Annotated in this window: 29 protein-coding genes; 9 read left to right on the forward strand and 20 right to left on the reverse strand. The window is 68.7% G+C overall.

All coding sequences use genetic code 11. From position 1 onward, the window contains the following. Positions 1-3: 3 nt before the first annotated feature. From FFS72_RS24050 to FFS72_RS24060, 3 genes are read left to right on the forward strand one after another with little or no spacing between them, the layout of a single operon-like run. Positions 4-873, forward strand: a complete 870-nt coding sequence (locus tag FFS72_RS24050; RefSeq protein ID WP_137876311.1) for a LuxR C-terminal-related transcriptional regulator — start codon at positions 4-6, stop codon at positions 871-873. Between the two features lie 30 nt (positions 874-903). Continuing rightward, complete coding sequence (locus FFS72_RS24055) at positions 904-2,343, forward strand: APC family permease (protein WP_137876312.1); 1,440 nt, start codon at positions 904-906, stop codon at positions 2,341-2,343. 41 nt (positions 2,344-2,384) lie between these two features. Next, positions 2,385-3,149, forward strand: a complete 765-nt coding sequence (locus FFS72_RS24060) for a nuclear transport factor 2 family protein (RefSeq protein ID WP_137876313.1) — start codon at positions 2,385-2,387, stop codon at positions 3,147-3,149. Here FFS72_RS24060 and FFS72_RS24065 read toward each other — a convergent pair. The 8 genes from FFS72_RS24065 to FFS72_RS24100 form a co-directional block, all read right to left on the reverse strand. Then, on the reverse strand, positions 3,127-3,663 hold the full coding sequence (locus tag FFS72_RS24065; RefSeq protein WP_137876314.1) for a hypothetical protein: 537 nt from the start codon (positions 3,661-3,663) through the stop codon (positions 3,127-3,129). The two genes, FFS72_RS24060 and FFS72_RS24065, sit on opposite strands and share 23 nt — an antisense overlap. Positions 3,664-3,917: 254 nt before the next feature. Beyond that, a complete protein-coding gene (locus FFS72_RS24070) occupies positions 3,918-4,562 on the reverse strand; it encodes a dihydrofolate reductase family protein (protein WP_137876315.1) in 645 nt (214 codons plus the stop codon). Between the two features lie 48 nt (positions 4,563-4,610). Then, complete coding sequence (locus FFS72_RS24075) at positions 4,611-6,419, reverse strand: penicillin-binding transpeptidase domain-containing protein (RefSeq protein WP_137876316.1); 1,809 nt, start codon at positions 6,417-6,419, stop codon at positions 4,611-4,613. A gap of 55 nt (positions 6,420-6,474) precedes the next feature. Further along, entirely contained in the window at positions 6,475-7,311 is an 837-nt protein-coding gene (locus FFS72_RS24080) for a GNAT family N-acetyltransferase (protein WP_137876317.1), read from the reverse strand. 104 nt (positions 7,312-7,415) lie between these two features. Beyond that, a complete protein-coding gene (ispG, locus tag FFS72_RS24085; protein ID WP_137876318.1) occupies positions 7,416-8,570 on the reverse strand; it encodes a flavodoxin-dependent (E)-4-hydroxy-3-methylbut-2-enyl-diphosphate synthase in 1,155 nt (384 codons plus the stop codon). Between the two features lie 50 nt (positions 8,571-8,620). Further along, positions 8,621-9,826: a M50 family metallopeptidase gene (locus tag FFS72_RS24090; RefSeq protein ID WP_137876319.1), complete on the reverse strand. Its 1,206-nt coding sequence runs from the start codon at positions 9,824-9,826 to the stop codon at positions 8,621-8,623. 6 nt (positions 9,827-9,832) lie between these two features. Beyond that, positions 9,833-10,984 carry a 1-deoxy-D-xylulose-5-phosphate reductoisomerase gene (gene dxr, locus FFS72_RS24095; RefSeq protein ID WP_137876320.1) on the reverse strand — a complete coding sequence of 384 codons (1,152 nt, stop codon included), beginning with the start codon at positions 10,982-10,984 and terminating at the stop codon, positions 9,833-9,835. A 78-nt stretch (positions 10,985-11,062) separates the two neighbouring features. Continuing rightward, positions 11,063-11,578 (reverse strand): SRPBCC family protein, encoded by a 516-nt coding sequence (locus FFS72_RS24100; RefSeq protein ID WP_137876321.1) that lies wholly within the window; start codon positions 11,576-11,578, stop codon positions 11,063-11,065. Between the two features lie 60 nt (positions 11,579-11,638). Here FFS72_RS24100 and FFS72_RS24105 point away from each other — a divergent pair, with 60 nt between their 5' ends. Further along, positions 11,639-11,929 (forward strand): DUF2631 domain-containing protein, encoded by a 291-nt coding sequence (locus tag FFS72_RS24105; protein WP_137876322.1) that lies wholly within the window; start codon positions 11,639-11,641, stop codon positions 11,927-11,929. Positions 11,930-12,015: 86 nt separating this feature from the next. On the opposite strand, the gene rlmN is transcribed toward FFS72_RS24105, so the two are convergent. Next, complete coding sequence (gene rlmN, locus FFS72_RS24110; RefSeq protein WP_137876323.1) at positions 12,016-13,125, reverse strand: dual-specificity RNA methyltransferase RlmN; 1,110 nt, start codon at positions 13,123-13,125, stop codon at positions 12,016-12,018. 119 nt (positions 13,126-13,244) lie between these two features. Here rlmN and FFS72_RS24115 point away from each other — a divergent pair, with 119 nt between their 5' ends. Beyond that, positions 13,245-13,637: a lipopolysaccharide assembly protein LapA domain-containing protein gene (locus tag FFS72_RS24115; protein ID WP_137876324.1), complete on the forward strand. Its 393-nt coding sequence runs from the start codon at positions 13,245-13,247 to the stop codon at positions 13,635-13,637. A 16-nt stretch (positions 13,638-13,653) separates the two neighbouring features. Here the strand turns inward: FFS72_RS24115 and FFS72_RS24120 are convergent, their stop codons facing one another. The 4 genes from FFS72_RS24120 to pyrH form a co-directional block, all read right to left on the reverse strand. Then, complete coding sequence (locus FFS72_RS24120) at positions 13,654-14,379, reverse strand: class I SAM-dependent methyltransferase (protein WP_137876325.1); 726 nt, start codon at positions 14,377-14,379, stop codon at positions 13,654-13,656. Next, the gene (locus FFS72_RS24125) at positions 14,376-15,281 is read right to left on the reverse strand and encodes a phosphatidate cytidylyltransferase (RefSeq protein WP_137876326.1); all 906 of its coding nucleotides are present in this window, start codon (positions 15,279-15,281) and stop codon (positions 14,376-14,378) included. The genes FFS72_RS24120 and FFS72_RS24125 overlap by 4 nt, the downstream gene beginning before the upstream one ends. Before the next feature lie 3 nt (positions 15,282-15,284). Continuing rightward, positions 15,285-15,842: a ribosome recycling factor gene (frr, locus tag FFS72_RS24130; RefSeq protein ID WP_137876327.1), complete on the reverse strand. Its 558-nt coding sequence runs from the start codon at positions 15,840-15,842 to the stop codon at positions 15,285-15,287. Between the two features lie 63 nt (positions 15,843-15,905). Beyond that, positions 15,906-16,664 carry a UMP kinase gene (pyrH, locus tag FFS72_RS24135; RefSeq protein ID WP_137876328.1) on the reverse strand — a complete coding sequence of 253 codons (759 nt, stop codon included), beginning with the start codon at positions 16,662-16,664 and terminating at the stop codon, positions 15,906-15,908. Positions 16,665-16,837: 173 nt separating this feature from the next. Between pyrH and FFS72_RS24140 the strand changes: the two genes are divergently transcribed. Then, a complete protein-coding gene (locus FFS72_RS24140) occupies positions 16,838-17,629 on the forward strand; it encodes an SDR family oxidoreductase (RefSeq protein ID WP_050067143.1) in 792 nt (263 codons plus the stop codon). A 71-nt stretch (positions 17,630-17,700) separates the two neighbouring features. Here the strand turns inward: FFS72_RS24140 and tsf are convergent, their stop codons facing one another. Both tsf and rpsB read right to left on the reverse strand, forming a co-directional pair. Next, on the reverse strand, positions 17,701-18,525 hold the full coding sequence (gene tsf / locus FFS72_RS24145) for a translation elongation factor Ts (RefSeq protein ID WP_137876329.1): 825 nt from the start codon (positions 18,523-18,525) through the stop codon (positions 17,701-17,703). Positions 18,526-18,617: 92 nt separating this feature from the next. After that, positions 18,618-19,466 carry a 30S ribosomal protein S2 gene (gene rpsB, locus FFS72_RS24150; protein WP_137876330.1) on the reverse strand — a complete coding sequence of 283 codons (849 nt, stop codon included), beginning with the start codon at positions 19,464-19,466 and terminating at the stop codon, positions 18,618-18,620. A gap of 286 nt (positions 19,467-19,752) precedes the next feature. Here rpsB and FFS72_RS24155 point away from each other — a divergent pair, with 286 nt between their 5' ends. After that, positions 19,753-20,235, forward strand: a complete 483-nt coding sequence (locus FFS72_RS24155) for a M23 family metallopeptidase (RefSeq protein WP_137876331.1) — start codon at positions 19,753-19,755, stop codon at positions 20,233-20,235. Positions 20,236-20,245: 10 nt separating this feature from the next. On the opposite strand, the gene FFS72_RS24160 is transcribed toward FFS72_RS24155, so the two are convergent. Then, on the reverse strand, positions 20,246-21,205 hold the full coding sequence (locus FFS72_RS24160; RefSeq protein ID WP_050067139.1) for a tyrosine recombinase XerC: 960 nt from the start codon (positions 21,203-21,205) through the stop codon (positions 20,246-20,248). Positions 21,206-21,290: 85 nt separating this feature from the next. Between FFS72_RS24160 and FFS72_RS24165 the strand changes: the two genes are divergently transcribed. Further along, positions 21,291-22,514 (forward strand): multidrug effflux MFS transporter, encoded by a 1,224-nt coding sequence (locus tag FFS72_RS24165; protein WP_137876332.1) that lies wholly within the window; start codon positions 21,291-21,293, stop codon positions 22,512-22,514. Between the two features lie 5 nt (positions 22,515-22,519). Here FFS72_RS24165 and FFS72_RS24170 read toward each other — a convergent pair whose 3' ends face one another. After that, complete coding sequence (locus FFS72_RS24170) at positions 22,520-23,296, reverse strand: siderophore-interacting protein (RefSeq protein WP_137876333.1); 777 nt, start codon at positions 23,294-23,296, stop codon at positions 22,520-22,522. Positions 23,297-23,477: 181 nt separating this feature from the next. On the opposite strand from FFS72_RS24170, the gene FFS72_RS24175 reads away from it, so the two are divergent. After that, positions 23,478-24,056: a hypothetical protein gene (locus FFS72_RS24175; protein WP_137876334.1), complete on the forward strand. Its 579-nt coding sequence runs from the start codon at positions 23,478-23,480 to the stop codon at positions 24,054-24,056. Here the strand turns inward: FFS72_RS24175 and FFS72_RS24180 are convergent. From FFS72_RS24180 to FFS72_RS24190, 3 genes are all read right to left on the reverse strand, one after another. Continuing rightward, complete coding sequence (locus tag FFS72_RS24180; RefSeq protein WP_137876335.1) at positions 24,053-24,580, reverse strand: EVE domain-containing protein; 528 nt, start codon at positions 24,578-24,580, stop codon at positions 24,053-24,055. The genes FFS72_RS24175 and FFS72_RS24180 overlap by 4 nt on opposite strands. Before the next feature lie 41 nt (positions 24,581-24,621). Continuing rightward, on the reverse strand, positions 24,622-25,740 hold the full coding sequence (dprA, locus tag FFS72_RS24185) for a DNA-processing protein DprA (RefSeq protein WP_137876336.1): 1,119 nt from the start codon (positions 25,738-25,740) through the stop codon (positions 24,622-24,624). After that, the coding region (locus FFS72_RS24190; protein WP_137876337.1) for an ATP-binding protein at positions 25,737-26,390 on the reverse strand (654 nt) is incomplete at its 5' end. The genes dprA and FFS72_RS24190, both read right to left, overlap by 4 nt.

Below are 26,390 nucleotides of genomic sequence, written 5' to 3' on the forward strand. Positions count from 1 at the left end.
CCGATGCCGATTCCGACGAGTCCCCGAGAGGCGTTGCTCCGCCCCCGCGACGGCGACGCACTCAGAGCCGAGCTCCGCCACACCGCGAGCCTCACCGACGTACCGGTGCTGTTCGGCGGCGAGGTGCACGGCGGCAACCTGCTGCTCAGCGAGTTCCTGGGAACGCGAACGAACGGCCTCAAGGGCCTCACGGTGCCTGCCGCGTCGGGGCTGGGCGGGCGGGTGTCGCACCAGCGCAGACCCGCGTCGGTGCCCGACTACCGCACCGCGTTGAACATCACCCACCACTTCGACGCGCCGGTGATCGGCGAGGGACTGCGTTCGGTGATCGCCGTTCCGGTTGTGGTCGACGGCATCTCCCGCGCGGTCCTCTACGCGGCCATCCGCGAAGCGACCCCGATCGGCGATCGAACCGCGGAACTCCTGACGCTCTCCGGTCGTCGACTCGCCGCGGAGATCGCCATCCGCGACGAGGTGGATCGGCGACTGCGGATGCTCGACACCCGCGACACCGCCGCCGGAACGGGCGACGCCGCCGTGTCGGAAGGTATCCGTGACGCGCACGCCGAACTGCGGAGGCTGGCGCAGGAGGTACCTGACAACGCACTGCGCGGCAGGCTGCGGGCGGTGGCGGAGAAGCTGGCCGGGCTCCTGTCCGAGGAGCCCGAATCGACGGCCGTCGCGCTGTCACCGCGGGAACTCGACGTCCTCGCTCACATTGCGCTGGGGTGCACGAACAACGAAGTGGCACATCGCCTCTCACTCGGCCCGGAAACGGTGAAGAGCTACCTGCGCAGTGCGATGGGAAAGCTCGACGCGCATTCTCGCCACGAGGCGGTTGTGAGCGCTCGGCGGCTCGGTTTGCTTCCCTAGATCCATCGGGTTCTGCCACGAGGAGGGATCATGAGCACATCGCCTGGTACCGGCGGGGCGCACAGATCAGATCCTCCTGAGGAACCGACGCTCAAACGCGTGATGGGGCCATGGCTCCTGCTGCTGTTCATCGTCGGCGACATCCTCGGCACCGGCATCTACGCCCTCACCGGTCAGGTCGCCAACGACGTCGGCGGCGTCGTGTGGCTGCCGTTCCTGGTGGCGTTCACGGTCGCGCTCATCACGGCGTTCAGCTACCTAGAACTCGTCACGAAGTATCCGCAGGCGGCGGGTGCCGCGCTGTACACGCACAAGGCGTTCGGGATCCAGTTCCTCACCTTCATGGTCACGTTCGCGGTGATGTGCTCGGGCATCACCTCGGCGGCGACCGCGTCCCGTGCCTTCGCCGCGAACTTCGCCGAAGCATTCGAGATCGACCTGCAGGCCGGGATCGGCATCACCCTGCTCGGCATCGCGTTCATGCTGATCGTCGCGGCCGTCAACTTCCGCGGCGTCGGCGAGTCCGTGAAGATCAACGTCGTCCTGACCTGCATCGAACTGTCCGGCCTGCTGATCATCATCTTCATCGGGATGTGGGCGCTCGGCATCGGCGAAGGTGACTTCTCCCGCGCGATGACGTTCGACACCGGCGACCGCAGCGCCCTCGGCGGGGTCATCGCCGCGACAACCCTCGCGTTCTACGCGATGGTCGGGTTCGAGGACTCCGTGAACATGGCCGAGGAGGCCAAGGACCCGAGCCGCATCTTCCCGAAGGTGTTGCTCACCGGACTCCTGTTCACCGGCCTGATCTACGTCTTGGTGTCGGTGACGGCGATCGCGCTGGTGCCCGCCGACGAACTCGGCGAAGGCGACACCCCACTGCTCAAGGTCGTGCAGGCGGGCGCCCCCGGCTTCCCGCTCGGGATCTTCGCGTTCATCACGATGTTCGCGGTCGCGAACACCGCACTGATCAACATGCTGATGGCAAGCCGTCTGCTGTACGGCATGAGCCGCCAGCACGTCCTGCCGCCGCAACTGGGTCGCGTGCACCGGTCCCGTCGGACCCCGTACATCGCGATCGGGTTCACCACATTCCTCGCCCTCGGCCTCATCACGTTCGTTGGCGAGGTCCCGCAGCTCGGCGGCACCACCGCCCTGCTGTTGCTGTGCGTGTTCACGATCGTCAACGTCGCCGTGCTCGTCCTGCGCAAAGATCCGGTCGAGCACAAGCACTTCCGGGCACCGACCGCGCTCCCGGTGGTCGGCGCTGTCACGTGCGGATTTCTCGCGACGCCCTTCACCGACCGCAACCCGGACCAGTACGCGATCGCCGGCGTACTGCTGGCCATCGGCGTTGTGCTGTGGGGTGTCAACCACCTGGTCAACACCAAGCTCGGTGTGAAGGGCGAGATCCATCCGGAGTTCCTGACGGACGACGATCCGTCGACCCACCACGGCCCCTCCAACTAATTTCTAGAACGCGTTCCACCTGATCTGGCATACTCCGCGGCATGCTTGCCGACCCCGCCGACCTGCTCGCGCTCGCACACGCCTCCCCCGCCGCGGTCGCCGCACACGACCGGGACGCCTGGCTCGGCCTGTTCGCCAGACACCACGTCGTCGAGGATCCCGTCGGCGGGCGCCCCGTCGTCGGTGGCCTCTACGACACACGCAGCCGTCGGCGCGGCGGCAACTCGCTCGGCCGGTTCTACGACACCTTCATCGCACCCAACGACATTCGCTTCCACATCGAACGCGATGACATCGTCGACGGACTCACCGTCGTCCGCGACGTCACCATCGAGACCCGACTCGGCGGCGGGGTCGTCGCCCGCGCGCCGATGCACCTGCTGTACGAGACCACCCTCGACGACGGCGAACCCCGTATCCGCCGGATCGCAGCGCACTGGGAGGTCGCGCCGATGTTCGCGCAGGTCGCGGGCCTCGACCCGGCGAAGCTCAAGGTCGGCACGTCGATGGCGGCAAGGATGCTGCGCAACCAGGGCCTCGGCGGATCGATCGCGTTCGGCGCCGCCGTCCGCAGCGTGGGCGAGCGCGGCAAGCAGGCCGTCGCGCGACTCGTCGCGGCAGCGGCGGCGGGCGACTCCGCCGCACGGCTGCTGCTCGGCGGCCGCGACGTCACCGACCTGACGAAGGTGATCGCCGCGGGCGACGCCGTCACCGCGTCGTGCACCGCCGACGGCGCGCCCGCGCTGCTGTGCTGCTACCTCGATCGTAAGACCTACGAGGTCGTCAGGGCCGTCGTCTATTCCTGATCCGGTCGAGAAGGGTTCCCGGACGGAACAACTCGTCAGCCATCGGGCGATCCACCCCGACGATCCGCAGTTCGGCCTCCTGGCCGCTCCAGCCGGTGCCCACATGACGCACCGAGACGCAGATCCCCGTCTGGACGTCGAGGCGGACCACGGAGTCGACCGTCGGCACCCACGGCCGATCATCGAGCGTTTCGTCACCGGCAAGGAGCGCGCAGCAGCCACAGCGCGGCTCGTAGGCCGGTGTCGGCCGAACCGTAGCCTCCCATGTCGCGCGACCGTGACGATCGACCTCGGTGACGGCCCGAATCTCGACGCCGTCGGCGAGCTCCGCCGGATCGAACAGCGCAGTCCAGAAGTAGTCGTCGTGGAACGGCTCGTCGTAGTCCACGGCGAATCCTTCAGGTCGGACCGCGACGAGCCCATCGGAGTCGAGCACGGGTTGCAGGTCCGTCGGCCACACCCGAGTGACCGGAACCGACCTGCCGGACGACGAGTACTGCACCCGGCCCGTCATGGGCCGCGCACCGTCGACGGTCTGAACCGGCCGACCCTCCGACTCCACTCGCAGACGATCCGGACGACGGATCCACGCGTGCTCGCTCGTCCCACGGTCGACGAACACCTCCACTGACGACCATCGCCACGGAGACGAACGCGCGAGCGCGCGAAACGTGTCGGTTGTCGGTCGGAGCGTCATGGCACCAAGTCTGCCGACCGAACCTGAGCCGGCGCCACCGACTTTCCTCCACCGTGAGGCCGGGAGCGCCCTCATCGCCTCCAGAAGAAGTGGTGCACAACGCCGCTCGGACTGGGAATCCGCTCCAGATGGAAGCGGTCGGTGAGCTCGTCGGGGCTCGCCCACAGCCTCTCGCCGCGCCCGAGCTCGACGGGAGCGACGGCCAGGTGCATCTGGTCGACGAGATCGGCGTCCAGGAACTCGCGCACCGTCTGCACGCCGCCGCCGATCCGTACGTCCTTGCCGCCGGCGGCGGCGAACGCCTGCGCCAGCGCCTCCTCCGGTGACGCATCGAGGAAGTGGAACGTCGTCTCACCCAACGTGAACGAGGGACGGAGGTGGTGCGTCAGGACGAACACCGGGGTGTGGAACGGCGGCTCGTCGCCCCACCACCCCTGCCAGTCGAGGTTCTCCCACGCTCCGCGCTGCGGACCGAACTTGTTGCGCCCCATGATCTCGGCGCCGATGTTGTTCGTGAAGTCGCGGGTGACGTAGTCGTCGAGGCCGTACGTACCCCCGGGTTCGGTGCGGTTCGGCCAGTGCGCGGTCGCTCCCGCCCACCCGGCGAGTGCGCCCGGATCGGCATGGCCGAAGGGGCGATCGTGCGACTGTCCTTCACCTGCTCCGAACCCGTCGCTGGACAGGCAGAAGTTCTGCACCCGCACCCGCTGCGTCATGGAAGCTCCTTCTCGTCGCGTTCTGTGATCGGTAGAACCTGCCGCGCGTCAGTACCCCTCGGGCAACGCCGCGAACATGTCGGTGGTGACGGCCACGGCGTTGTCGGAACTGCCGCCGCGCACGACGAGCGTCGCGAATGCGATGTCGCCGCGGTAGCCGACGAACCAGGCGTGCGAGCCGCCGTCGACCTCGGCCTCACCTGTCTTGCCGTACACCTCACCCTGGCCGGCGATCCGCAGGGCGGTGCCGGACGTGATCACCTCGCGCATCATCCCGCGCAGGCCGTCGACCATCGCGGGTGTGATCGCCGTTCGGTCTCCGGTGACGGTGGTCTCGTCGCCGACGATCAGATGCGGAGTCGGAGTCGACCCGTTCGCCACCGTCGCCGCCGCCAACGCCATCCCGAACGGGCTGACCACCACCTTGCCCTGCCCGAACCCGTCCTCGGTGCGCTGAACCAGATCCTCGGCGGGCGGCACGGACCCCGAGTCGGTCGGCAGACCGGGCACCTGGTAGTCCGGGCCGATCCCGAACTGTGCGGCCGCGACGGTCAGCGCGTCGGGTTCCATCTCGCTGGCGAGCTTCGCGAACGACGTGTTGCAGGACCGGGCGAACGCCGTGGTCATCGACACCGTCCCCAACGCGAATTCGTTGTAGTTCGGCACGGACCTCTCACCGATGACGATCCGGCCGGGGCACGGGACCATCGTGTCCGGGTCCGCAAGGCCGCTGTCGATGGCGGCGCCCGCCGTGATGATCTTGAATGTCGACCCGGGCGGGTACAGGCCCGTCGACGCGACCGGTCCGTCCCGGTCGGCGGCCTCGTTCTGCGCGACCGCGAGGATCGCGCCGGTCGACGGCTGGATCACCACCGTCATCGCCTGGTCCGTGCGCGCGTTCACCGCGTTCTGCGCCGCGACCTGGATGTTCCTGTCGAGCGTCACCGAGAACGACGGCGCGGGTTGCGGTTTCGCCTCCGTCAGGACGTCGGTGTCGACGCCGTTCTGATTGACGGTGACCACGCTCCAGCCCGCGGTTCCGTCGACCTCGTCGATGACGCGCTTCTTGACCTGACCGATCAGGTCCGGCGCGAAGTCGCGGTCGGTGGACACCAGGTCGGCTTCCTCTTCGACGGTGACGCCGGGCAGTTCCGCGAGCGACGCCGCGACGGATTCGTAGTCGTCCTGTCGCAGGCTCGCCACCTGGTACGCGCCGTTGACACTCGAGGCCGACTCCGCGATCGACTGCGCCGTGAGCGACGGCGCGAACGGCGCGAGAATCCGGGCGAGCGACGCGGACACCGCACCCAGGTTCCCCGCGTTGCGGGCGTCGAGTGCGATCCGCTCGATGCTGCCGGGCACCAGCACGTCGGTACCGGAGCGCTCGTTGACCCGCGCCCGCGGCGCAGGCACCGAACGCAACGACATGGTCTGGGTGTCACCGAGTTTCGGATGCAGGTCCGTCGAGTTCCAGCGCACCGCCCACTCGCCGTCACGGCGCCCCATCTGCAGATCCCCGGTGTAGGTCCACACGCGGTCCTTCGGCAGGTGCCACTCGTATGTGTACTGGACGGTGGCGGTGTCTCCCGTGACTCGCGCCGACCCCACGGTTGCCGTCATCGACTCGGCCTGCAGGTTCTCCCACGCCGACTCGAGTGCGGCCCGAGCGACGTCGGGCCGGTCCGTCAGCGCCGCTGCCGAGGCGGTGTCCTCGTCCGCGAGAAGCGACACGAACTGCTCCGCCGCGGGCTCCGGTCCGTCGGGCTTGGGGGTGCAGGCGGCGAGCGTCACCGCGAGCGCACTCGACACGACGAGCGCCAGCGAGGTTCGGACACGATGGGCGAGACGCGATTTCATCGCTGCCCATAGTAGGTGCGCTCGGCCGGGTTTCCACCGACCGACGGGCCCGAACTCAGTCCAGCAGGATCGTCGAGAACGTGGCGACCTGGGTGAAGCCGACGCGCTCGTAGGCGCGGCGCGCAGCATGGTTGAAGCTGTTGACGTAGAGGCTCGCCGTGCGTCCGGCGTCCATGACGGCCACCGCGACCGCGGCGGTACCGGTAGCGCCGAGCCCGCCACCACGATGGTCCGGGTGCACCCAGACGCCCTGGATCTGCCCGACCTGACGCGACGCCGACCCGATCTCCGCCTTGAAGACGACCTCACCGTCCTCGAAACGCGCGAACGCGCGGCCCGACGCGATCAGCCCGGCAACGCGCCGCCGATACCCGCGCCCACCGTCCCCGGAACGCGGGTCGATGCCGACCTCCTCGATGAACATCTCGACGGCGGCGACGAGGTACGTGTCGAGTTCGTCCATCCGGACGAGCCGGACCAGAGGATCCGGTTCGACCAGCGGCCGCGCAGACAGTGCGAGAAGGGGCTGGTCGTCACGGACTTCGCGAGCCGGACCCCAGTCCGACTCCAGCATCTCCCAGAGCGGCAGCGTCAACTCCGCGCGCCCGACGAGCGATGAACACATCCGCGGAAATCGGGTCGCTCGATCCGCGAACGCCCGCAGATCCCCCAGTCCGCCCCGCAGGGGAACCAGGTTCGCACCCGAGAAGCACAGTGACTCCGCGGGTCCGCCACGACTCCAGAGCTCCCCGTTGATCGACCGCGGCTCGACGCCCAGATCCTGGACCCGTGCGGCGACCATGCACGTGGCAATCGGGTCGGCATCGAGTACCCGCAGCACATCGGTACGGTCCCGCGCGCCGAGTTGCCTGGCACCGAGCAGTTTGAGCACCCAGTCACCCCCGGGTCTCGTCGAACCAAACGGACAGAGAATCCACCGCGCGCGATGTGTGACCGATCACAGCGGTGGGCTTGCCGACAGGATACGTGTCGCGATCAGCTCACGGTCACGACAGGTGATCCCGAGTCGGAATCGTTGCCCATCTCCTCGGCGATACGCATCGCCTCCTCGATCAGCGTCTCGACGATCTGCGCCTCGGGGACGGTCTTGATGACCTGTCCCTTCACGAAGATCTGGCCCTTGCCGTTGCCCGATGCGACACCGAGGTCCGCTTCCCGTGCCTCACCGGGGCCGTTGACGACGCAACCCATCACCGCGACCCGTAGCGGCACCTCCATGCCCTCGAGCCCCGCGCTGACCTCGTTGGCGAGGGTGTAGACGTCCACCTGGGCGCGTCCGCACGACGGGCACGACACGATCTCCAGCTTGCGGGGACGCAGGTTCAGCGACTGCAGGATCTGCGTGCCGACCTTGATCTCCTCGGCGGGAGGCGCGGACAGGGACACGCGAATGGTGTCGCCGATGCCCTCCGAGAGCAGCGCACCGAACGCGACCGCCGACTTGATCGTCCCCTGGAACGCGGGACCCGCCTCCGTCACACCGAGGTGCAGCGGGTAGTCGCACTGCGCCGCGAGCTGCCGGTAGGCCTCGACCATGATGACAGGATCGTTGTGCTTGACGGAGATCTTGATGTCGCCGAAGCCGTGTTCCTCGAACAGGCCCGCCTCCCACAGCGCCGACTCGACCAGCGCCTCCGGGGTGGCCTTGCCGTACTTCTGCATCAGACGCGGATCGAGCGAACCGGCGTTGACGCCGATGCGGATCGGGATACCGGCGTCACCGGCCGCCTTCGCGACCTCCTTGACCCGACCATCGAACTCCTTGATGTTGCCGGGGTTGACGCGCACCGCCGCGCAACCGGCGTCGATCGCGGCGAAGATGTAACGCGGCTGGAAGTGGATGTCCGCGATCACCGGGATCTGGCTCTTCCTGGCGATCGTCGCGAGCGCGTCGGCGTCCTCCTGCCGGGGGCAGGCGACGCGGACGATGTCGCAGCCCGACGCCGTCAGCTCGGCGATCTGCTGCAAGGTGGCGTTGACGTCGTGCGTCTTGGTGGTGCACATCGACTGCACCGACACCGGATGATCGCTGCCGACTCCGACTCCCCCGACCATCAACTGACGGGTCTTGCGACGCGGCGCGAGGACGGCGGGAACATCGGGCATGCCCAAACCGACGGGGCTGGTCACGGTCTGCCTACTTTCGTTATTCGGTACCAGGAAAGTCTAGGACCTCTGGTCTAGAAGATCTTGATCGGATTGATGATGTCGGCGGTGAGAGTGAGCAGCATGAAGGCGCCGCCGATCACGATCACCACATAGGTCAGCGGCATCAGCTTCATGTAGTCGACCGGACCGCCCGCAGGCTGGCCCCGCCGGATGCGTAGGGAGTTGCGGATCTTCTCGTAGATGGTGACGGCCATGTGGCCGCCGTCCAGGGGCAGCAACGGCAGCAGATTGAAGATGCCGAGGAAGAAGTTCAGGCTGATGAGCAGGAGGATGAACATCTCCCACAGACCCTGCTCGGCGGCCTGACCGCCGATCACCGACGCACCCACGACACTGATCGGGGTGTCCTGGGCACGCTCACCACCCGTGACCGCTGTCCACAGGTCGCCCACCTTGCTCGGCAGCTGCGCGAGACCCTTGACGGACTCGACCATCAGGTCGCCGGTGAACGCCACCGACGCGGGGACCGCCGACAGCACGTTGTACTGCGTCGGGGCGTAGTAGTCGGGGACGACGCCGATCGCGCCGACCGTCGCGGTCGTCACGGTGCCGTCGGCGTTCTTGATCAGGCGCTGCACTTCCTGCGGGACGACCGTCACGGTCAACGTCTCCCCACCGCGTTCGACCGTGTAGTCGACGGGGCCGTCGTGGGTGCGGGTCTGCGCCTGGAATTCCGGCCAGGTCTCGACCGGGACGCCGCCGACCGCGGTGACCAGATCACCTTCGCGCAGGCCACCGGCTTCGGCCGGTCCGACCCCGTCGCATTCCGCGAGCGTTCCGTCCGACTGCTGGTCGGACACGCAACTCGTCGGGCCCAGCTGAGTTTCCGGCGGCTGGTTCAGGTTGGGCAGACCCCAGCCGACGGCGAGCACGACGACCAACACCAGGCCGAGGACGAAGTTCATCGCGATGCCGCCGGACATGACGACCAGCCGCTTCCACGTCTTCTGCTTGTACATCGCGCGATCGACCTCGTCGGGCGCGAGCTCGTCGTGCATCGTCATGCCGGCGATGTCACAGAAGCCACCCGCGGGGATCGCCTTGAGGCCGTACTCGGTCTCACCGCGCTGGAACGAGAAGATCTTCGGGCCGAAGCCGATGTAGTAGCGGCGAACCTTCATGCCGAGCGCGCGTGCCGTCCACATGTGGCCGGCCTCGTGCAGCGCGATCGAGATGGTGATGCCGAGGGCGAACAGCACGATTCCGAGGATCAACATGCGGTTCTAGCCCCTTCGCTCGACGAGCTCGTGTGCCCGCGCCCGCGCCCAGCCGTCCGCGGCGAGCACATCGTCCACGGTAGCCGGTGTCGCGGACCACTGGCCGCCACCTGCGAGAACCTTCTCGACCGTCCGCACGATCGACGGGAACGACGCGACCCCGTCGAGGAAGTACTGGGCGGCGACCTCGTTCGCGGCGTTGTACACGGCGGTCATGCAACCGCCCACCTTGCCCGCCTCGCGAGCCAGGTCGACGGCCGGGAACACCGCGTTGTCGAGGGGCTCGAACGTCCACGTCGACGCCGTGGAGAAGTCGCACGCCGCGGCGGCACCGGGTACCCGGTCGGGCCAGCCCAGGGCGAGGGCGATCGGCAGCCTCATGTCCGGCGGGCTGGCCTGCGCGAGCGTGGAGCCGTCGGTGAAGGTGACCATCGAGTGCACGATCGACTGCGGATGCACCGTCACGTCGATGCGGTCGTAGTCGACGCCGAACAGCAGGTGCGTCTCGATCAGTTCCAGACCCTTGTTCACCAGCGACGCCGAGTTCAGGGTGTTCATCGGTCCCATCGACCAGGTCGGGTGCGCACCCGCCTGCTCCGGTGTCACGGCCTCGAGCGCGGCGGCCGTCCAGCCGCGGAACGGCCCGCCCGACGCGGTGAGAACCAGCCGGTCGACCTCGTCGGCGCGTCCGCCGCGCAGGCACTGCGCGAGCGCCGAGTGCTCGGAATCGACGGGCACGATCTGGCCGGGCGCCGCGGCGGCGGTGACGAGCGGGCCGCCCGCGACGAGGGACTCCTTGTTCGCCAGTGCCAGCCGGGCGCCCGACTCGAGCGCCGCGAGCGTGGGTTCGAGGCCGAGCGAACCGACCAGCGCGTTGAGGACGACGTCGGCCTCGGTGGTGCGCACGAGTTCGGTGACGGCACCGGGTCCGGACAGGACCCCGGGCAGGTCGAGCCGCGCCGCGGCCGCGGGGTCGGCGACCGCGACCCGGGTCACTCCCGTCGCCCGGATCTGCTCGGCCAGCAGGTCGATGTTGCCGCCACCGGCGGCCAACCCGACGACGGTGAACTTGTCCGGATTCGCCGCGACGACATCGAGAGCCTGGGTGCCGATCGAGCCGGTGCTGCCCAGCAGCAGCACGCGCGTAGGTTCTGTCACCCGTCCATTGTTCCCGATCCGACCTGAGAGCAACCTGACAGGCCGACCCCCGCGCGCTCGTCCGTGCCGAAACGGCGCTCAGCTGTCTCCGGCGAGCCGCGCCACCTCGGACTCGTAATGACCCTTCAGCGCCAGGTAGTCGTCGAATCGTGGACGCGGATCACCCGACTGCGCGGCAACCAGCAGATCGAGGTAGTACTCCCAGCCCGGGCCGGTGTCGACGGCGAGCGCCGCGGCCGCCGCGTCGAGGTGCTGAATGAGGCGCACCCGAGACCCGTCACCGTCGGCCGCCACCTGAACTTCCATCAGCCACGACCCGAAATCGTCCGTCGAGGACACCACGTACCGGCTCGGCGCCTCGCACACCTCGATGGTCATGTCCATCCACGGCTCACCCTCCTCGAAGACCATCTGCACGCGAATCGCGTTGCCGGCGGACCCCGTTCCAGTCCACGGACCGAACCAGGCTGCGGTGCGGTCGGATTCGGTGACGGCGGCCCACATCTGCTCTGCCGACACGGAAAACAGGCGGTCGATGACGAGGTCCGCGCCGCTCGCAGTGCGCACGACCCGTCCGGTCGGTGTGACGGTCATGAGAAACGCCCTCCCACATGTCCACCCCGCTCGCTACGACGTCGGGTCGTATGCCACGATATGCGAGCAATATGCACACCCGCACGAGCAGGAGGATCGGCCGTGGCCGCCAGCGAGCCCATCGTCACCAGCAAAGTCGACACCGCCGAGGTGCCCTCTGCGGAATGGGGCTGGAGCGGTGAGGCGCCCCGACTGTTCCGCTTCCTGGGCTGGTTCTTCGCGCTGTTCCTGCTCGTCTACACGATCGGCAACCACGAGGGCAAGGTCGAGGACGTGTGGCTCGTCGGCATTTCCTTCTTCATGATCTTCATGCTGGTTCGCGACATCATTCGTCGCCGCAAGCCGCGGTAACCACGCACTCACGACAACGGCCGCGCCGCTCCCCTTCGGGAACCGCGCGGCCGTTGTCGTTTTTTCCGGCTGTCGTTTCTTCCGGCTCAGTTCTCCGCAGCCAGCTGCCCGCACGCCGCGGCGATCTCCTGCCCGCGGGTGTCACGGACCGTGCACGAGACACCCTGCGCGATGACGCGTCGCACGAACTCCCGCTCCACGTCCTTCGGCGCCGCATCCCACTCACTGCCCGGGGTCGGGTTCAGCGGAATCAGGTTGACGTGCACCAGGGAGCCGAGCGCCTTGTGCAGCTTCTTGCCGAGCATGTCGGCCCGCCACGGCTGGTCGTTGACGTCCTTGATGAGCGCGTACTCGATCGAGACGCGTCGACCGGTCTTGTCCGCGTAGTAGCGGGCCGCGTCGAGCACCTCCTTGACCGACCACCTGTTGTTCACGGGCACCAGGGTGTCGCGGAGTTCGTCGTCGGGCGTGTGCAGCGACACCGCCAGAGTCACGGACAGTCCCTCGTCGGCCAGCTTGCGGATCGCGGGGGCCAACCCGACCGTCGACACGGTCACGGAACGTTGCGACAGGCCGAGGCCCTCGGGAGCCGGTGAGGTGATCCGGCGGACCGCGGCGACGACCCTCTTGTAGTTCGCGAGCGGCTCACCCATCCCCATGAACACGACATTCGACAGGCGGCCCTCGCCTCCCGCGACCTCGCCGTCACGCATGGCGGCAGCAGCCGAACGGACCTGGTCGACGATCTCCGCGGTCGACAGGTTCCGGGTGAGTCCGGCCTGACCTGTCGCGCAGAACGGGCACGCCATCCCGCAGCCGGCCTGGCTGGAGATGCACAGCGTCGCCCGATCCGGGTACCGCATCAGCACCGACTCGAGCAGCGTCCCGTCGTTCGCCTTCCAGAGGGTCTTGCGCGTGGTGCCGTCGTCACACGCGACGTGCTTGACCGGCGTCAGCAGCGTCGGGAACAGCGCCTCGCCGACCTTCTCACGCATCGATGCGGGCAGGTCGGTCATCTTGTCCACGTCGGCTTCGAGGCGACCGTAGTACTGGCGGGCCAGCTGGTCGGCCCGGAATCCGGGCAGGCCGAGTTCCTTCACCGCGGCCTTGCGGCCCTCCGAATCGAGGTCGGCGAGGTGCGTCGGGGGCATGCCACGTCGCGGAGCGTTGAACACGAGGGGTACGGGAACGGCCATAGTGTTCTCCAGTGTCCCATCCGATGACGTCGACGGACGAATTCGCGACCGGGTTCACACACCTCGCGGTATCACGGCGGTGCGTGCAATCCCCCGTCGGGTGGGCGATGATCATTTCCATGTCCACCACCGACGGACCCAACGACGGCGCAGGCGACCCGGTCGAGCGGGTGAACGCACCGCTCGCCGACGCCGAACCACCCGTCCCACCGAACCCGGTGTCCAGTCCGGAAACCGAAGCGGTGCGCAGGCACACGAGCATGGGCCACACGAAAGCGGCCGCCACCTGGAGCGGCCTCGTCATCGGCGTGCTGGTCCTGATCGTGCTGCTGGTCTTCATCCTCCAGAACCTCGACGACGTGACGCTGAACCTGTTCTGGTGGGAGTTCTCGGTTCCGCTCGGGATCGGACTGCTGCTGGCCGCGATCGCGGGGGCACTGATCATGGCGCTGGCCGGTGGGGTGCGCATCGTGCAGATACGCAGGCTCGCGAAGCGCGCGGCAACCCGATGAGACGGCTCGTCCGGCCTCAGCCGAGGACGAGCCCGTTCGGCGCGCGTCGCGTGTGAATCCGGTAGCCGACGTCCAACGACAGACCCGGAACCTGCCCGAAGGCCCGCTCGGCCGTCCTCTCGCTGAACTCGATGCCGAGGACGGCACGCAGTGACTGCCTGTCCGTGAACTCCCACCGGGTGACGACCCTGGTCACGTCGAATCCCTGCGCCGCGAAGAAGGACTCGACCATGGCCGGGTCGTAGTGCGGCAGATCCGCGCGCATCCACTGCCCGTACGCACCGACCGTCGCGTCGAGATCGACGACGACGAGGGTGCCGCCGGGCCGCAGCACTCGCATCGCCTCCGAGATTCCCGGCCCACAGCCTGGGCCGAAGAAGTACGCGGTCCGCGCGTGCACGACGTCGACACTGCGATCGGGCAGCGGAAGGTTCTCGGCCGTTCCCTCCACGACGCGTACGTCCGGCGTCTCGATCGTCCGCTCCCGAGCCTGCGCCACGAGCGGAGGATGCGGTTCCACCCCGATCACCGAACGCGCGTCACGCGCGAACTCCGGCAGGTGGTAGCCGCTGCCGCAGCCGACGTCGACCACGTCGCGATCCGCCCACGGGGCGACCTCGCGGAGGACGGCGAACACGGCACCGTCGACGTCCTGCGCGCGGTTCTCCACCTCGTAGATCTGGGGCCAGTGCCAGATGTTCGGGCTGGGGATCGGCTGCCCCGGCGGGGGTCGGCGCGTCACAGCAGGGCCGTGAGCACCAGCCACGTCACGAACGCCGACGGCAACATCGAGTCGAGGCGGTCCATGATGCCGCCGTGCCCGGGCAGCAGCGTGCCCATGTCCTTGATCCCGAGATCGCGCTTGACCTGCGACTCGATCAGGTCACCCAGGGTTCCGGTCAGCACCAGCACCACACCGAGCAGCGCTCCGACCACCGGATTCGCGTCCAGGATCAGCATCACGGTCAGCAGCGAACCGACGATCGCGAAGACCAGCGACCCGGCGAATCCCTCCCAGGACTTCTTCGGGCTGATCGCAGGGACCATCGGGTGCTTTCCGAACAGGACACCCGCCGTGTATCCGCCGACGTCGGAGCAGACGACACCGATCATGAACACGAACACCCACTTGTTGCCGCCGTCGTGCGTGACCATGAGGGTCGCGAACGACGCCAGCAGCGGCAACCACGCCGCGACGAACACGGTGATCGCAACGTCCCGCAGGTAGTTCCGCGGCGCCGTGTGCAGGCCCTGGTCGAGGAGGCGCCAGACCATGCACGCGAGCACGGTGGCAGCGAACCCACCGAGTACACCCGCGGTGCCGTACGGCCACCCCAGCCAGATGATCGCCTGGCCACCGAGGATCAGCGGGATCCGCGGTACCAGGATGTCGCTCTCCCGCAGCCGCTTCGCGACCTCCCAGGTCGCGATCGCGATCGCGGCGCCGACGATCCCGAACCACACCTTCGGAACGAGGAACAGCGAGACGATGACGAGCGCGCCGAGCGCCACCCCCACGCCGATCGCGGCGGGCAGGTTCCGGCCCGCCTTCGAGGGGGTGGCAGTCGCGGCAGTCGCACGGTCCGGGTGGGGACCATCCGTCCCATCGTGGCGCTCGGCGCCGGTGGGACTGTCGGTGGACACCGCCTAGACCTCCATCAATTCGGCTTCCTTGTGCTTGACCAGCTCGTCGATGTGCGCGACGTACTTGGCCGTGGTCTTGTCGAGCTCCTTCTCGGCCCGGCCGACCTCGTCCTCGCCCGCTTCGCCGTCCTTCTGGATGCGGTTCAGCTCGTCCATCGTCTTGCGGCGCACGTTGCGGATCGCAACCTTCGCGTCCTCACCCTTGGCCTTCGACTGCTTGACCAGGTCACGGCGACGCTCCTCGGTGAGCTGCGGGACCGAGACACGGATCAGGGTGCCGTCGTCCGTCGGGTTCACGCCGAGGTCCGAGTTGCGGATCGCGTTCTGGATGGGGCCGAGCTGCGCGGCCTCGTACGGCTTGATGACGACCATCCGGGCCTCCGGCACGGTGATCGACGCCAGCTGCGAGATCGGTGTCATCGAGCCGTAGTACTCAATGGCGATCCGGTTGAACATGCCCGGGTTCGCGCGACCGGTTCGGATGCCGCCCAGATCGTCCTTCGCCGAGGCGACGGTCTTCTCCATCTTCTCCTCTGCATCGAAGAGAGCTTCATCGATCACGGTGGTCCTCCAGGCTCGCGGGATGGCTGCGGGTGGTGCGGGTGAAGCGGGTGGTGATGCCGGTCACGACCTCACCAGTGTTCCGATCTTCTCACCGGACACCGCGCGCGCGATATTCCCCTCGGTGAGCAGGTTGAACACCATGATCGGCATCTGGTTGTCCATGCAGAGGCTGAACGCGGTGGCGTCCGCGACCTTCAGGCCCTGCTCGATGACCTCACGGTGACTGATCTCGGTGTACATCGTGGCGGTCGGGTCGAGACGCGGATCGGCGGTGTAGACCCCGTCCACGGCCTTCGCCATGAGAACCACGTCGGCGCCGATCTCGAGCGCACGCTGGGCGGCGGTCGTGTCGGTGGAGAAGTACGGCATGCCCATGCCCGCGCCGAAGATGACGACGCGGCCCTTCTCCAGGTGTCGACGCGCGCGCAGCGGCAGGTACGGCTCCGCGACCTGCCCCATGGTGATGGCCGTCTGCACGCGGGTGTCGATGCCTTCCTTCTCCAGGAAGTCCTGCAACGCAAGGCAGTTCATGACGGTACCGAGCATGCCCATGTAGTCGGAGCGGGCGCGGTCCATGCCGCGCTGCTGCAGCTCCGCGCCGCGGAAGAAGTTACCGCCGCCGATCACGACCGCGACCTGCACGCCGCTCTCGACGACTCCGCGGATCTGCCGGGCCACCGTCTGCACGACGTCGGGATCGAGTCCGACTTCGCCACCACCGAACATTTCTCCGCCGAGCTTGAGCAGGACGCGGGTGAAGCCGTCGCGGCGGGACCCGGTGTCGGACTGTGAGGAGTCGGTTGGGGCGGATTCGGTCATGACTCTCCTTCGTCGTCAGATCGCGGGGTGACGCGACCAGCATGAATCGACCATCGTCGGCGGTGCAGCCACAGATGACCCCCTCATCCTGCCTTATACCGGCCCGCACACCACCTTCGGGGCCGTAGGCTCGCGCGACGCGCTTGTCTGCGCGCCGACGACGAAGGAGTGTCATGATTCTCGATCGTTTCCTGGTGACCGATCAGGTCGCCGTGGTCACCGGCGCCGGACGCGGTGTCGGTGCCGCGTCCGCGGTCGCCCTCGCCGAGGCGGGCGCGGACGTCGTGCTCGCCGCACGCACCACGGACCAGCTGGAGAAGGTGGCCGACCAGGTCCGTGCCGCGGGCAGGCGAGCGCACATCGTCGCGGCCGATCTCTCCGACCTCGACCAGGTGGCGAGCCTCGCCGACGCGGCGGTCTCGGCCTTCGGGCGGCTCGACATCGTCGTCAACAACGTGGGCGGCGCCATGCCGACGCCGCTCCAGCAGACCTCGACGCGGCAACTCGAGGACGCCTTCCACTTCAACGTCTCGACGGCGCATGCACTCGTCCGAGCATCGGTGCCGCACATCCTGGAGACCGCGGGCGGCGGCGCGATCGTGAACGTGTCGTCCGTCGTCGGACGCGTGGGGGGTCGCGGATACGCCGCGTACGGCACCGCGAAGGCGGCGGTCGCGCACTACACGCGACTCGCAGCCGCGGACCTGTCGCCCCGGATCCGCGTCAACTGTGTGTCACTCGGCTCGGTGCTCACCTCGGCTCTCGACGTCGTCGCGCAGAACGAGTCGATCAAGACCGCGATGGAGTCCGCGACCCCGCTGCACCGCATCGGTGAGCCCGAGGATGCGTCGGCAGCGGTGCTCTACCTGTGCTCGCCTGCCGGGTCGTACCTCACCGGCAAGGTCCTCGAGGTCGACGGCGGCCTGCAGACCCCGAACCTGGACTTCGGCCTGCCCGACCTGTGACACACCTGCGCCGACAGAACGGCCCCGTCACCAACTCGATGACGGGGCCGTTCCGTGAAGCGTGAGGCGACTTAGTTGGCGCCGACCTCGAAGCGAGCGAAACGGACCAGGGTGACCCCGGCCTCGTCCAGCAGCGCCTTGACGGTCTTCTTGCTGTCGGTGACCGAGGACTGCTCGGTCAGGACGACGTCCTTGAAGAAGCCGTTGACGCGACCCTCGACGATCTTCGGGAGCGCAGCCTCGGGCTTGCCCTCCTCTTTCGCGGTCTGCTCGGCGATGCGACGCTCGTTCTCGACGATGTCCGCGGGGACCTCGTCGCGAGTCAGGTACTTCGCCTTGAGGGCGGCGACCTGCATGGCTGCGGAGCGGGCGGCCTCGGCAGCCGCGTCACCCTCGCCGGTGTACTCGATCAGGACGCCGACGGCCGGCGGCAGATCCGAGGCACGCTTGTGCAGGTAGGTCGCGACCGGGCCGTCGAACGAGACGACGCGACGCAGCTCGAGCTTCTCGCCGATCTTGGCGGAAAGCTCCTGAACCAGGGCGTCAACGGTCTTGCCGTCGACGTCGACGGCCTTGAGCGCGTCCAGGTCGGCCGGCTTCGCGGCGGCGGCAGCGGCGATGACCGTGTCGGCGAGCGCCTGGAACTCGGCGTTCTTCGCGACGAAGTCGGTCTCGGCGTTGAGCTCGATCATGACGCCGTCCTTGGCGATGACCAGGCCCTCGGCGGTGGAACGCTCGGCGCGCTTGCCGACGTCCTTGGCGCCCTTGATGCGCAGCAGCTCGACGGCCTTGTCGAAGTCGCCGTCGGTCTCGGTCAGCGCGTTCTTGCAGTCCATCATGCCGGAGCCGGTGAGCTCGCGGAGCCGCTTCACGTCAGCGGCGGTGTAGTTCGCCATCGGGGACGAGCCTCCTCGAAAAAGTTCGGGTGGTGGAAAAGTCGAACGGCTCCGACCCGTCGCGTACTGCTGTCGGGTCGGAGCCGGTGAGACTAGGCCTGCGGTGCGTCGGCCTCGGTCGCGGGTGCAGCCTCGGCGGCGGGAGCCTCGGCAGCCTCGGCGGCCGGTGCAGCCTGCGAGAGCAGCTCCTGCTCCCACTCGGCGAGCGGCTCGGCGCCGGCCTCGGGCTTGCTGTCGTCGGCGGAGCCGCGGCCGGCGCGGGCCTGCAGGCCCTCGGCGACGGCGGAGGCGACGACCTTCGTCAGCAGTGCAGCGGACCGGATGGCGTCGTCGTTGCCCGGGATCGGGTAGTCGACGAGGTCGGGGTCGCAGTTGGTGTCGAGGATCGCGATGACCGGGATGTTCAGCTTGCGCGCCTCGGAGACCGCCAGGTGCTCCTTGTTGGTGTCGACGACCCAGATGGCCGACGGAACCTTGGCCATGTCCCGGATGCCGCCGAGGGTGCGATCCAGCTTGGTCATCTCACGCGTGAGCATGAGGATTTCCTTCTTGGTGCGACCCTCGAAGCCACCGGTCTGCTCCATGGACTCGAGTTCCTTGAGGCGCAGCAGACGCTTGTGGACGGTCGTGAAGTTGGTGAGCATGCCGCCGAGCCAACGCTGGTTGACGTAGGGCATGCCGACGCGAGTGGACTCCTCGGCGATGGACTCCTGCGCCTGCTTCTTGGTGCCGACGAACAGGATGGTGCCGCCGTGCGCGACGGTCTCCTTGACGAACTCGTACGCCTTGTCGATGTACGTCAGGGTCTGCTGCAGGTCGATGATGTAGATGCCGTTGCGGTCCGTGAGGATGAATCGCTTCATCTTCGGGTTCCAGCGACGGGTCTGGTGCCCGAAGTGGGTACCACTGTCGAGCATCTGCTTCATGGTTACGACAGCCATGGCTGTTGTACCTCTTTCAATTGCCGGTTGTCGCAGGAGTCGGTGACTCCTGCCCTGGCGCCCGACAGCACTCGGACCTGCACGGATGCGGGACCAGCCGAGAGCTGTTTTCATGCGCGGGCGCGCGAAGTCGGACTGCGCGAACACAGACCGCCCAACGAGTGTACTGCCCGCAGGGTCCGCGAACCCAATCGCCTCGTCCGCCCTGTGCACGAACCGAGTAGGTGATCCACAACCGTGGCAGTCGCGGTTCCAGAAGGGCAGGCCGTCACCGACGGTTGATCCCATGCGAACGATCTCGGCTGTCGTCCTGTGTGCGCTGCTCCTCCTCCCCGGCCCGCCCGCGTCCGCGGCGCTCGGATTCGCCTGGCCGCTGCGCCCCCGGCCTCACGTACTGACGTCGTTCGATCCGCCCGCACGCGACTGGCTGTCCGGACATCGCGGGGTCGACCTCGCGGGCACACCCGGCCAACCCGTCCTCGCGGCAGGAGACGGGGTCGTAGCGTTCGCGGGCGTCGTCGCGGACAAGCCGGTGGTCTCGATCGACCACCCAGGTGGCCTGCGCACCACGTACGAGCCGGTGACAGCCCGCGTGCGCATCGGCCAACGCGTCTCGGCGGGCTCCGAAGTCGGGGCGCTGGTCGCGGGCCACCCCGGCTGTCCCGGCGGGTGCCTGCACTGGGGTGTGCGGCGCGGCCGCGATGAGTACCTTGACCCGCTGGCGCTGGTCCGGGCGACGCCGGTCCGGCTCAAGCCGCTGCACGGCTGACGCGCGAAGGTCAGGCGCGCGGGTGAGCCTGATCGTGCACGGCGCGCAGACGCGCGACGGAGACGTGGGTGTAGAGCTGCGTCGTCGCGAGGCTGTTGTGGCCGAGCAGCTCCTGCACGACCCTCAGGTCCGCACCGCCCTCGAGCAGGTGTGTCGCCGCCGAATGACGCAGTCCGTGCGGACCGAGACTCGGCGCACCGGGTACCGCGTCGAGAACCTCGTGGACGACGGTGCGCGCCTGCCGCTGGTCGAGGCGGCCCCCACGCTTGCCGAGCAGCAGCGCCCGGCCAGACTTCGGCGAGGCGAGCGCCGGCCTGCCCACCTCGAGCCACGCGTCCAGCGCCTCCGCCGCGGGTGCGCCGAACGGGACCGATCGCTGCTTGTCGCCCTTGCCGACGACGCGGACGACGCGGCGCTCGTGGTCGACGTCGTCGAGGTCGAGGCCGCACAGTTCCCCGACACGAATCCCGCTCGCATAGAGCAGCTCGACCACGAGCCGATCCCGGACGGCCACCGGATCGAGTTGTGCCGCACCGGATTCCGCGGCGCGCATCGCCTCCTCGGCCTGCCCCTGCCGCAGAACCGCAGGCAGGGTCCGGTGCGTCTTCGGGGACGCGAGCCGCACCCCGGGGTCCCGGGGGATCCGGCGGGTGCGGGTCAGCCACGCAGTGAAGGTCCGGGCCGCCGCCGTGCGCCGCGCGAGGGTCGTCCGCGCGACTCCCCCGGCGGCCTGAGCGGAGAGCCACGCCCGCAGGGTCGCGAGATCGACATCCTCGAGCCGGACATCGGGATCGACGGCAGCGATGTGCGTGAGAAGCGACCGCACGTCACCGAGATACGCCCGGACCGTGTGCTCGGACCTGCCCCGTTCGAGACGCAGGTGATCGGCATACGCGTCGAGCAACTCGACCAGTCGGGGCGGCAGCGGGTCGGCTACGTCGCCGGACCGAGGCTGCTCTGCAGAGGGCATGTGTCGAACATTCGCCGGGGCTGCGGAATAAATCAAGCATCCGCGCCGCTGGCTCTCCGATGTGACCCGCGCGATTTCGATTCCCATGTTGTTGGCACTCGCACTGCTGTCCGCGATCGCGCCACTGGCCACCGACATGTACCTCCCCGGACTCCCCGCCCTCGCCGACGACCTGGGGACCTCGACGTCCGCGATCCAGCTGACGTTGACCACGTTCATGGCGGGACTCGGCATCGGGCAGTTGATCGTCGGGCCGCTCTCCGACGGGTGGGGTCGGCGCAGGCTTCTCCTCTCGGGCACCGCGGTGTTCGCGGTGAGTGGCCTCCTGTGCGCGCTCGCACCCACGGTGGAACTGCTGATCGCCGCGCGCCTGCTGCAGGGCCTCAGCGGAGGCGCCGCGATCGTGCTGGCCCGCGCCGTGATCGCCGACCGCGCTTCCGGCGACCAGGCCGCGAAGCTGTTCTCGATCCTGATGATCATCGGAAGCGTGGCGCCCGTCCTCGCGCCGGTCCTGGGCGGCGCCCTCCTCGACCCCATCGGCTGGCGCGGCATCTTCTGGGTCCTCACCGGCACCGGGATCCTGATGGTCGTCGCCGTGCTCACGGTGATTCCCGAAACCCTCGAGCCCGCGCGCAGACACGGCGGAGGCCTGGCCGCGCATGCCCACAACATGCGCTACGTACTCGGCAATCGCCGGTACGTCGGGTACGCGTTGACGTTCGTCTTCGGTTTCGGCGCGCTGTTCTCGTACATCGCGGCGTCGCCCTTCGTCGTCCAGGACGTTCTCGGGCTGACGGCGGGCCAGTTCTCGGTCGTGTTCGGGGTGAACTCGCTCGGACTGATGGCGGCCAGCATCGTCAACACTCGTCTGCTCGGACGTTTCCACGCCCGGCAGATGCTGCGGTTCGGGGTTCTGTTGCTGCTCGCAGCGGGAGTGGCGTTGACCGCCGAGTCCACGGTGGGATCCGCCGATCGCGCGGTCGTTCTGCCACTGCTCTTCCTGATTCCCGTCGCGATCGGCTTCACAATGGGCAATGCGACGGCCCTCGCCCAATCCAAGGTTCGGAAGGCGGCCGGCACCGGTTCCGCGGTGATGGGCGCAGGCCAGTTCGGCCTGGGCGCCCTGGTCTCCCCTCTTGCCGGCGGCTCGGCAGCAGGAATGGCGATCAGCATCCTCGTGTGCGGATCGGTCGCCGTTCTCGCGTTGTTCGCACTGGCCCGCCCCTCCCGCGACCCTGCCGCCACCGGCGAACCGGGGGCGGCAGGTGTTGCGTCAGAACGGGTGGCGTCGGAGCAGTCCTCGGCGTAGTCGATTCAGCGGGCCGCGTCGGCGGCTGCGAAATCGGACTTCCACTCCCGGAAGCCCTCCTCGGTCCGACCCCTCCGCCAGTACCCCGAGATCGATGCGAAGGCGGCGGCCACGCCGCGTTCCTTACGGATGTAGGGGCGCAAGCCGTGCATGACGGCCTGCGCCTCGCCGTGGATGAAGACGTGCGGCTGCCCGGACCACCACTGCGCCTCCCTGACCGCGGAGACCAACGGCGCGTTGTCGCCGGCACGGTCGTCACCGACCTCGCCGGCACCGCCGCCCCGGTGGATCCACGTGATCGTCGCGTCCGCCTCCGTGCGGAGGTCAACCTCGTCGTCGGGCCCAGCGACCTCGACGAACACCTGCGCTCGGGCACCGACGGGCAATGTCTCGAGTGCCGCCGCGATGGCGGGGATTGCCGACTCGTCACCTGCGAGGAGATGCCAGTCCGCGTCCACTCTCGGGCTGTACGCGCCGCCCGGACCGCGAAGTCGCAGCTCGTCGCCCGGTGTCGCCGACGCCGCCCAGCGCCCGGCCACACCTTCGTCACCGTGGACCACGAAATCGACTGCGATCTCCCGATTCTCCGGATCCACCCTTCGAACCGTGTACGTCCGAAGCAACGGCTCGTCGTCGGTACCGAAGTCGAGCTTGACGTACGCGTCGGTGAAGACGTTCGGCGTGAAGTCGTCGAATCCGGGTCCACCGAGGTACACGCGAACCAGATGCTGCGAGAGCTGCTCGGTGCGTTGCACCGTCAGTGCGACGGTCGGTCGCGCCATGCTGAACCTCCATTAATTAGGGTTACCTAAACTGTACGCGAACCGGTGTTCGTGCGCGGTGCCGAGAACCGGTCTCGGGCGTCGGGTGACGGCTGACATACTCCTTCGGTCGCACCCGTGTTCCCGCTCGCCACCGAACGTCCGCACAACCGAACCCGCACCACCGAAACCTCGGAGGATCATGAAGCTCGCCCGCCGTACCGTTCCCGCCGTCGTGCTCGCAGCAGCCGCGCTCGCCGCGGCCCTGACCGGATGTTCGTCCGAATCCACGGACGCCGCCGCGAGCACCGAATGTGTGGACGCCACCCTGCCCAACGCGACGGCCGAGGAGATCGTCGACGTGCTGCGGCCCCAGCCCGCGGGCCAGGAGGACGAGACCTACCGCCAGCTGGTTGCCCAGTTCGACCAGAACCGGTCCGCCGAGATCGAGCGAGTGAAGTCGAGCAGCGTCTTCACGGCCACCCCTGAAGGGGGCGATGCCGCATTCGCGACAGCGGTCTGTGGCCAGGCGCGGTGGGATGCCGCCACCACCCCGGACGGTGTCGACGTCCCGAGCGTCCGTGGACAGCGGGCGGCGATCGCCTCGGCCGGGCAGACGTTCTGCTACACCTTCGAGCAGCTGCGGCCGTCGGCCGAGTCGACCGGTGCGTGGTCTGACTGGCCGGGCTACGTGGAGATGATGACCCGCGGCGACGACTCCGCCGACGCGAAGCAGCTGTACACCGCCGCCCTCGAGAACGTCTGCCCGCAGTTCGCCTAACCATCCCACCCCACCCGCGCGAGTACGGCAGCGCCGATCCGCGCCGCGACCAACTCGGTCAGCGCCGCCGTCTCGTCGTGGGTGAGGAAGCCGGGATTCGGCATCCGCGGCGCCCGAATGTGCTCGCACCGCAGCAGTTCGGGTGCTGACGTGATCTCCGTCCGCGGGACATACGTCGTCGGGGTCAACCGCACCGCCGTGAACTCGACGCCGAGGCAGGGCGCCGACATCTTCTCCCGATCCACCGCATACTCGGTGTCGAACCCGTCAGGCCAGTCGAGCACCCCGTCGCTCGTGACCGTCCCGACTTCGTAGATGCCCGGGCTCTTCGGTCCGGTCACCCACAGTGCGATCCGGTCGCCCTTCCGAACGAGAGCCGGACGCGCCGAGCTCCGGCTCATGCTCCAGGTGCTCTCGTGCACCTGGGGATCCGATCCGGTTTCCGCGCGAGCGCCGAAGTAGTCCCACACCGACGGATTGCACTTGACGATCCAGCACCCGACATCGCTGCGTGAAATTCCCATTGTTCCTTCCTGATCTACGTGCGGACACTTCTGTCGCGGCCTCAGCCACGCCGAAACCACCCCGTCTCGTCCTGACCGACGAGACCGTCCAATTCGAGGATCGGCAGCGCGCCGCGCACAGCGGCCATCGTCTGCCCGGACTGCTCCGACAACTCCCGAACACCGATCGCCCCGGTCGCGGGTAACGCCTCGTAGACCCGGGACTCCGTGACGGACAGCGCGTCGAGCCGCCGTGTCGGGCCGGACTCGTTCTCCCCCAACGTGATCGGGCCCGCCGCTGCGATCACGTCCGCGGCCCGCGCAACCAGTTGCGCATGACCGTCGCGGATCATGCGATGGCACCCGACCGACGCCGCGGACGTGACGGGCCCCGGTACCGCGAGCACCGGCCTACCCAGCCGCGCGCCCCACGCGGCCGTGTTCCGCGCTCCGCTGCGAGCGCCAGCCTCCACGACCAGAACCGCGTCGGACAGTCCCGCGACCAGCCGATTCCGGGCCAGGAACCGGTGCCGCGCGGGAGTCACCCCGAGGGGATACTCGCTCACCACCAGGCCGTTCTCGGCGATCTCGCGGAGCATCCTGGCATGCCCCGCCGGATACGCACGATCCACGCCGCAGGCGAGCACCGCGACGGTGGGCATGCCCGCGGCCAACGACGCCCGATGTGCAACCCCGTCGATGCCGTATGCCGCACCCGAGACGACCGTCCATCCGGCCCCGCACAGGTCGTCGACGAACCGCGACGTCACGTGCTCGCCGTAGCCGCTCGCGGCGCGGGTGCCGACAACGGCGACGGCGCGGTCGGTCAGCTCGGCCGCCGACGCGCTGCCGAGCGTCCACAACGCCAGCGGGACCGCCGCCTCCCGGTCGCGGTGCGCGTCGATACCCCCGAACGCCAACAGTTTCCACGCCGGCCACTCGTCGTCGTCAGGAGTGAGGAGCCGCCCGCCGAGCCGCTCGAGCCGCTCCAGGTCCCGTTCCGCGGTGTCGAGATTCCGACGCGCTTCCGTGCGAGTGCGCAGCACCTCGGGCAACTCGGCCTCCCGGACCGCGCGGGCAGCCTCCTCCGGTCCGACCGCCGCGACGAGTTCGATCAGCGGCGCGCACGGCCCGAGCGCCACCTGCGACAGGTAGGCCCAGGCCAGCATCCGCGCGCTCATGCGCCCCACCGGTCACGGAAGCCGAGAGCGAGGCCGACCTGATCCTCACCCGGCGCGGGAAGCCCGGAAAGGTCGGCGAGGGTCCACGCGACGCGGAGTGCCCGATCCGCCCCGCGGGCGGTGATCTCCCCGGCCCGCAAGGCGCGTTCCATCCCGGCGAGCGCGCCGCGTCCCAGCCGGAATCGTTGCCGCAGAGCCGGGCCCGGCACCTCGGCGTTGGTTCGCCACCCGAACTCGGACCAGCGGTCGACGGCGGCGGCTCTGGCGGCTTCGACGCGTGCCCGCACCGCGGCGGTGCTCTCCGCCGCGTCCCCGTTGAGGGCGCCCGCGGACACCGCGAACATCTGCACGCGGAGGTCGACACGGTCCATCAGCGGACCTGACAGCTTGCCGAGGTAGCGGCGGCGCGCGGCGGGCGCGCAGACACAGTCCTCGGATCGCGGCGGCGCGCACGGGCACGGGTTGGCGGCGAGGATCAGCTGGAATCGCGCCGGATACCGCGCGATCCCGTCACGCCGCGCGATCCGTACCTCACCGTCCTCGAGCGGGGTTCGCAGCGCCTCCAACGACTTGACGCCCAACTCGGCGCACTCGTCCAGGAACAGGACACCACGATGGGCCCTGCTCACCGCCCCCGGACGCGCCATCCC

The sequence above is a fragment of the Rhodococcus sp. Q genome (assembly GCF_005503035.1).
Lineage (GTDB): Bacteria > Actinomycetota > Actinomycetes > Mycobacteriales > Mycobacteriaceae > Rhodococcus_G.

What these genes read in the sequence shown, in the direction of transcription:
- FFS72_RS24105 (WP_137876322.1), top strand. Translation starts at nt 11,639, where the DNA reads ATGCGAGCAATATGCACACCCGCACGAGCAGGAGGATCGGCCGTGGCC.
- FFS72_RS24115 (WP_137876324.1), top strand. Translation starts at nt 13,245, where the DNA reads ATGTCCACCACCGACGGACCCAACGACGGCGCAGGCGACCCGGTCGAG.
- FFS72_RS24075 (WP_137876316.1), bottom strand. Translation starts at nt 6,419, where the DNA reads ATGAAATCGCGTCTCGCCCATCGTGTCCGAACCTCGCTGGCGCTCGTC.
- FFS72_RS24050 (WP_137876311.1), top strand. Translation starts at nt 4, where the DNA reads ATGCCGATTCCGACGAGTCCCCGAGAGGCGTTGCTCCGCCCCCGCGAC.
- rpsB (WP_137876330.1), bottom strand. Translation starts at nt 19,466, where the DNA reads ATGGCTGTCGTAACCATGAAGCAGATGCTCGACAGTGGTACCCACTTC.
- FFS72_RS24180 (WP_137876335.1), bottom strand. Translation starts at nt 24,580, where the DNA reads ATGGGAATTTCACGCAGCGATGTCGGGTGCTGGATCGTCAAGTGCAAT.
- FFS72_RS24060 (WP_137876313.1), top strand. Translation starts at nt 2,385, where the DNA reads ATGCTTGCCGACCCCGCCGACCTGCTCGCGCTCGCACACGCCTCCCCC.
- FFS72_RS24170 (WP_137876333.1), bottom strand. Translation starts at nt 23,296, where the DNA reads ATGGCGCGACCGACCGTCGCACTGACGGTGCAACGCACCGAGCAGCTC.
- FFS72_RS24090 (WP_137876319.1), bottom strand. Translation starts at nt 9,826, where the DNA reads ATGTTGATCCTCGGAATCGTGCTGTTCGCCCTCGGCATCACCATCTCG.
- pyrH (WP_137876328.1), bottom strand. Translation starts at nt 16,664, where the DNA reads ATGACCGAATCCGCCCCAACCGACTCCTCACAGTCCGACACCGGGTCC.
- dprA (WP_137876336.1), bottom strand. Translation starts at nt 25,740, where the DNA reads ATGAGCGCGCGGATGCTGGCCTGGGCCTACCTGTCGCAGGTGGCGCTC.
- FFS72_RS24160 (WP_050067139.1), bottom strand. Translation starts at nt 21,205, where the DNA reads ATGCCCTCTGCAGAGCAGCCTCGGTCCGGCGACGTAGCCGACCCGCTG.
- FFS72_RS24070 (WP_137876315.1), bottom strand. Translation starts at nt 4,562, where the DNA reads ATGACGCAGCGGGTGCGGGTGCAGAACTTCTGCCTGTCCAGCGACGGG.
- tsf (WP_137876329.1), bottom strand. Translation starts at nt 18,525, where the DNA reads ATGGCGAACTACACCGCCGCTGACGTGAAGCGGCTCCGCGAGCTCACC.
- FFS72_RS24140 (WP_050067143.1), top strand. Translation starts at nt 16,838, where the DNA reads ATGATTCTCGATCGTTTCCTGGTGACCGATCAGGTCGCCGTGGTCACC.
- FFS72_RS24155 (WP_137876331.1), top strand. Translation starts at nt 19,753, where the DNA reads ATGCGAACGATCTCGGCTGTCGTCCTGTGTGCGCTGCTCCTCCTCCCC.
- FFS72_RS24165 (WP_137876332.1), top strand. Translation starts at nt 21,291, where the DNA reads ATGTTGTTGGCACTCGCACTGCTGTCCGCGATCGCGCCACTGGCCACC.
- FFS72_RS24065 (WP_137876314.1), bottom strand. Translation starts at nt 3,663, where the DNA reads ATGACGGGCCGGGTGCAGTACTCGTCGTCCGGCAGGTCGGTTCCGGTC.
- FFS72_RS24175 (WP_137876334.1), top strand. Translation starts at nt 23,478, where the DNA reads ATGAAGCTCGCCCGCCGTACCGTTCCCGCCGTCGTGCTCGCAGCAGCC.
- FFS72_RS24055 (WP_137876312.1), top strand. Translation starts at nt 904, where the DNA reads ATGAGCACATCGCCTGGTACCGGCGGGGCGCACAGATCAGATCCTCCT.
- rlmN (WP_137876323.1), bottom strand. Translation starts at nt 13,125, where the DNA reads ATGGCCGTTCCCGTACCCCTCGTGTTCAACGCTCCGCGACGTGGCATG.
- FFS72_RS24100 (WP_137876321.1), bottom strand. Translation starts at nt 11,578, where the DNA reads ATGACCGTCACACCGACCGGACGGGTCGTGCGCACTGCGAGCGGCGCG.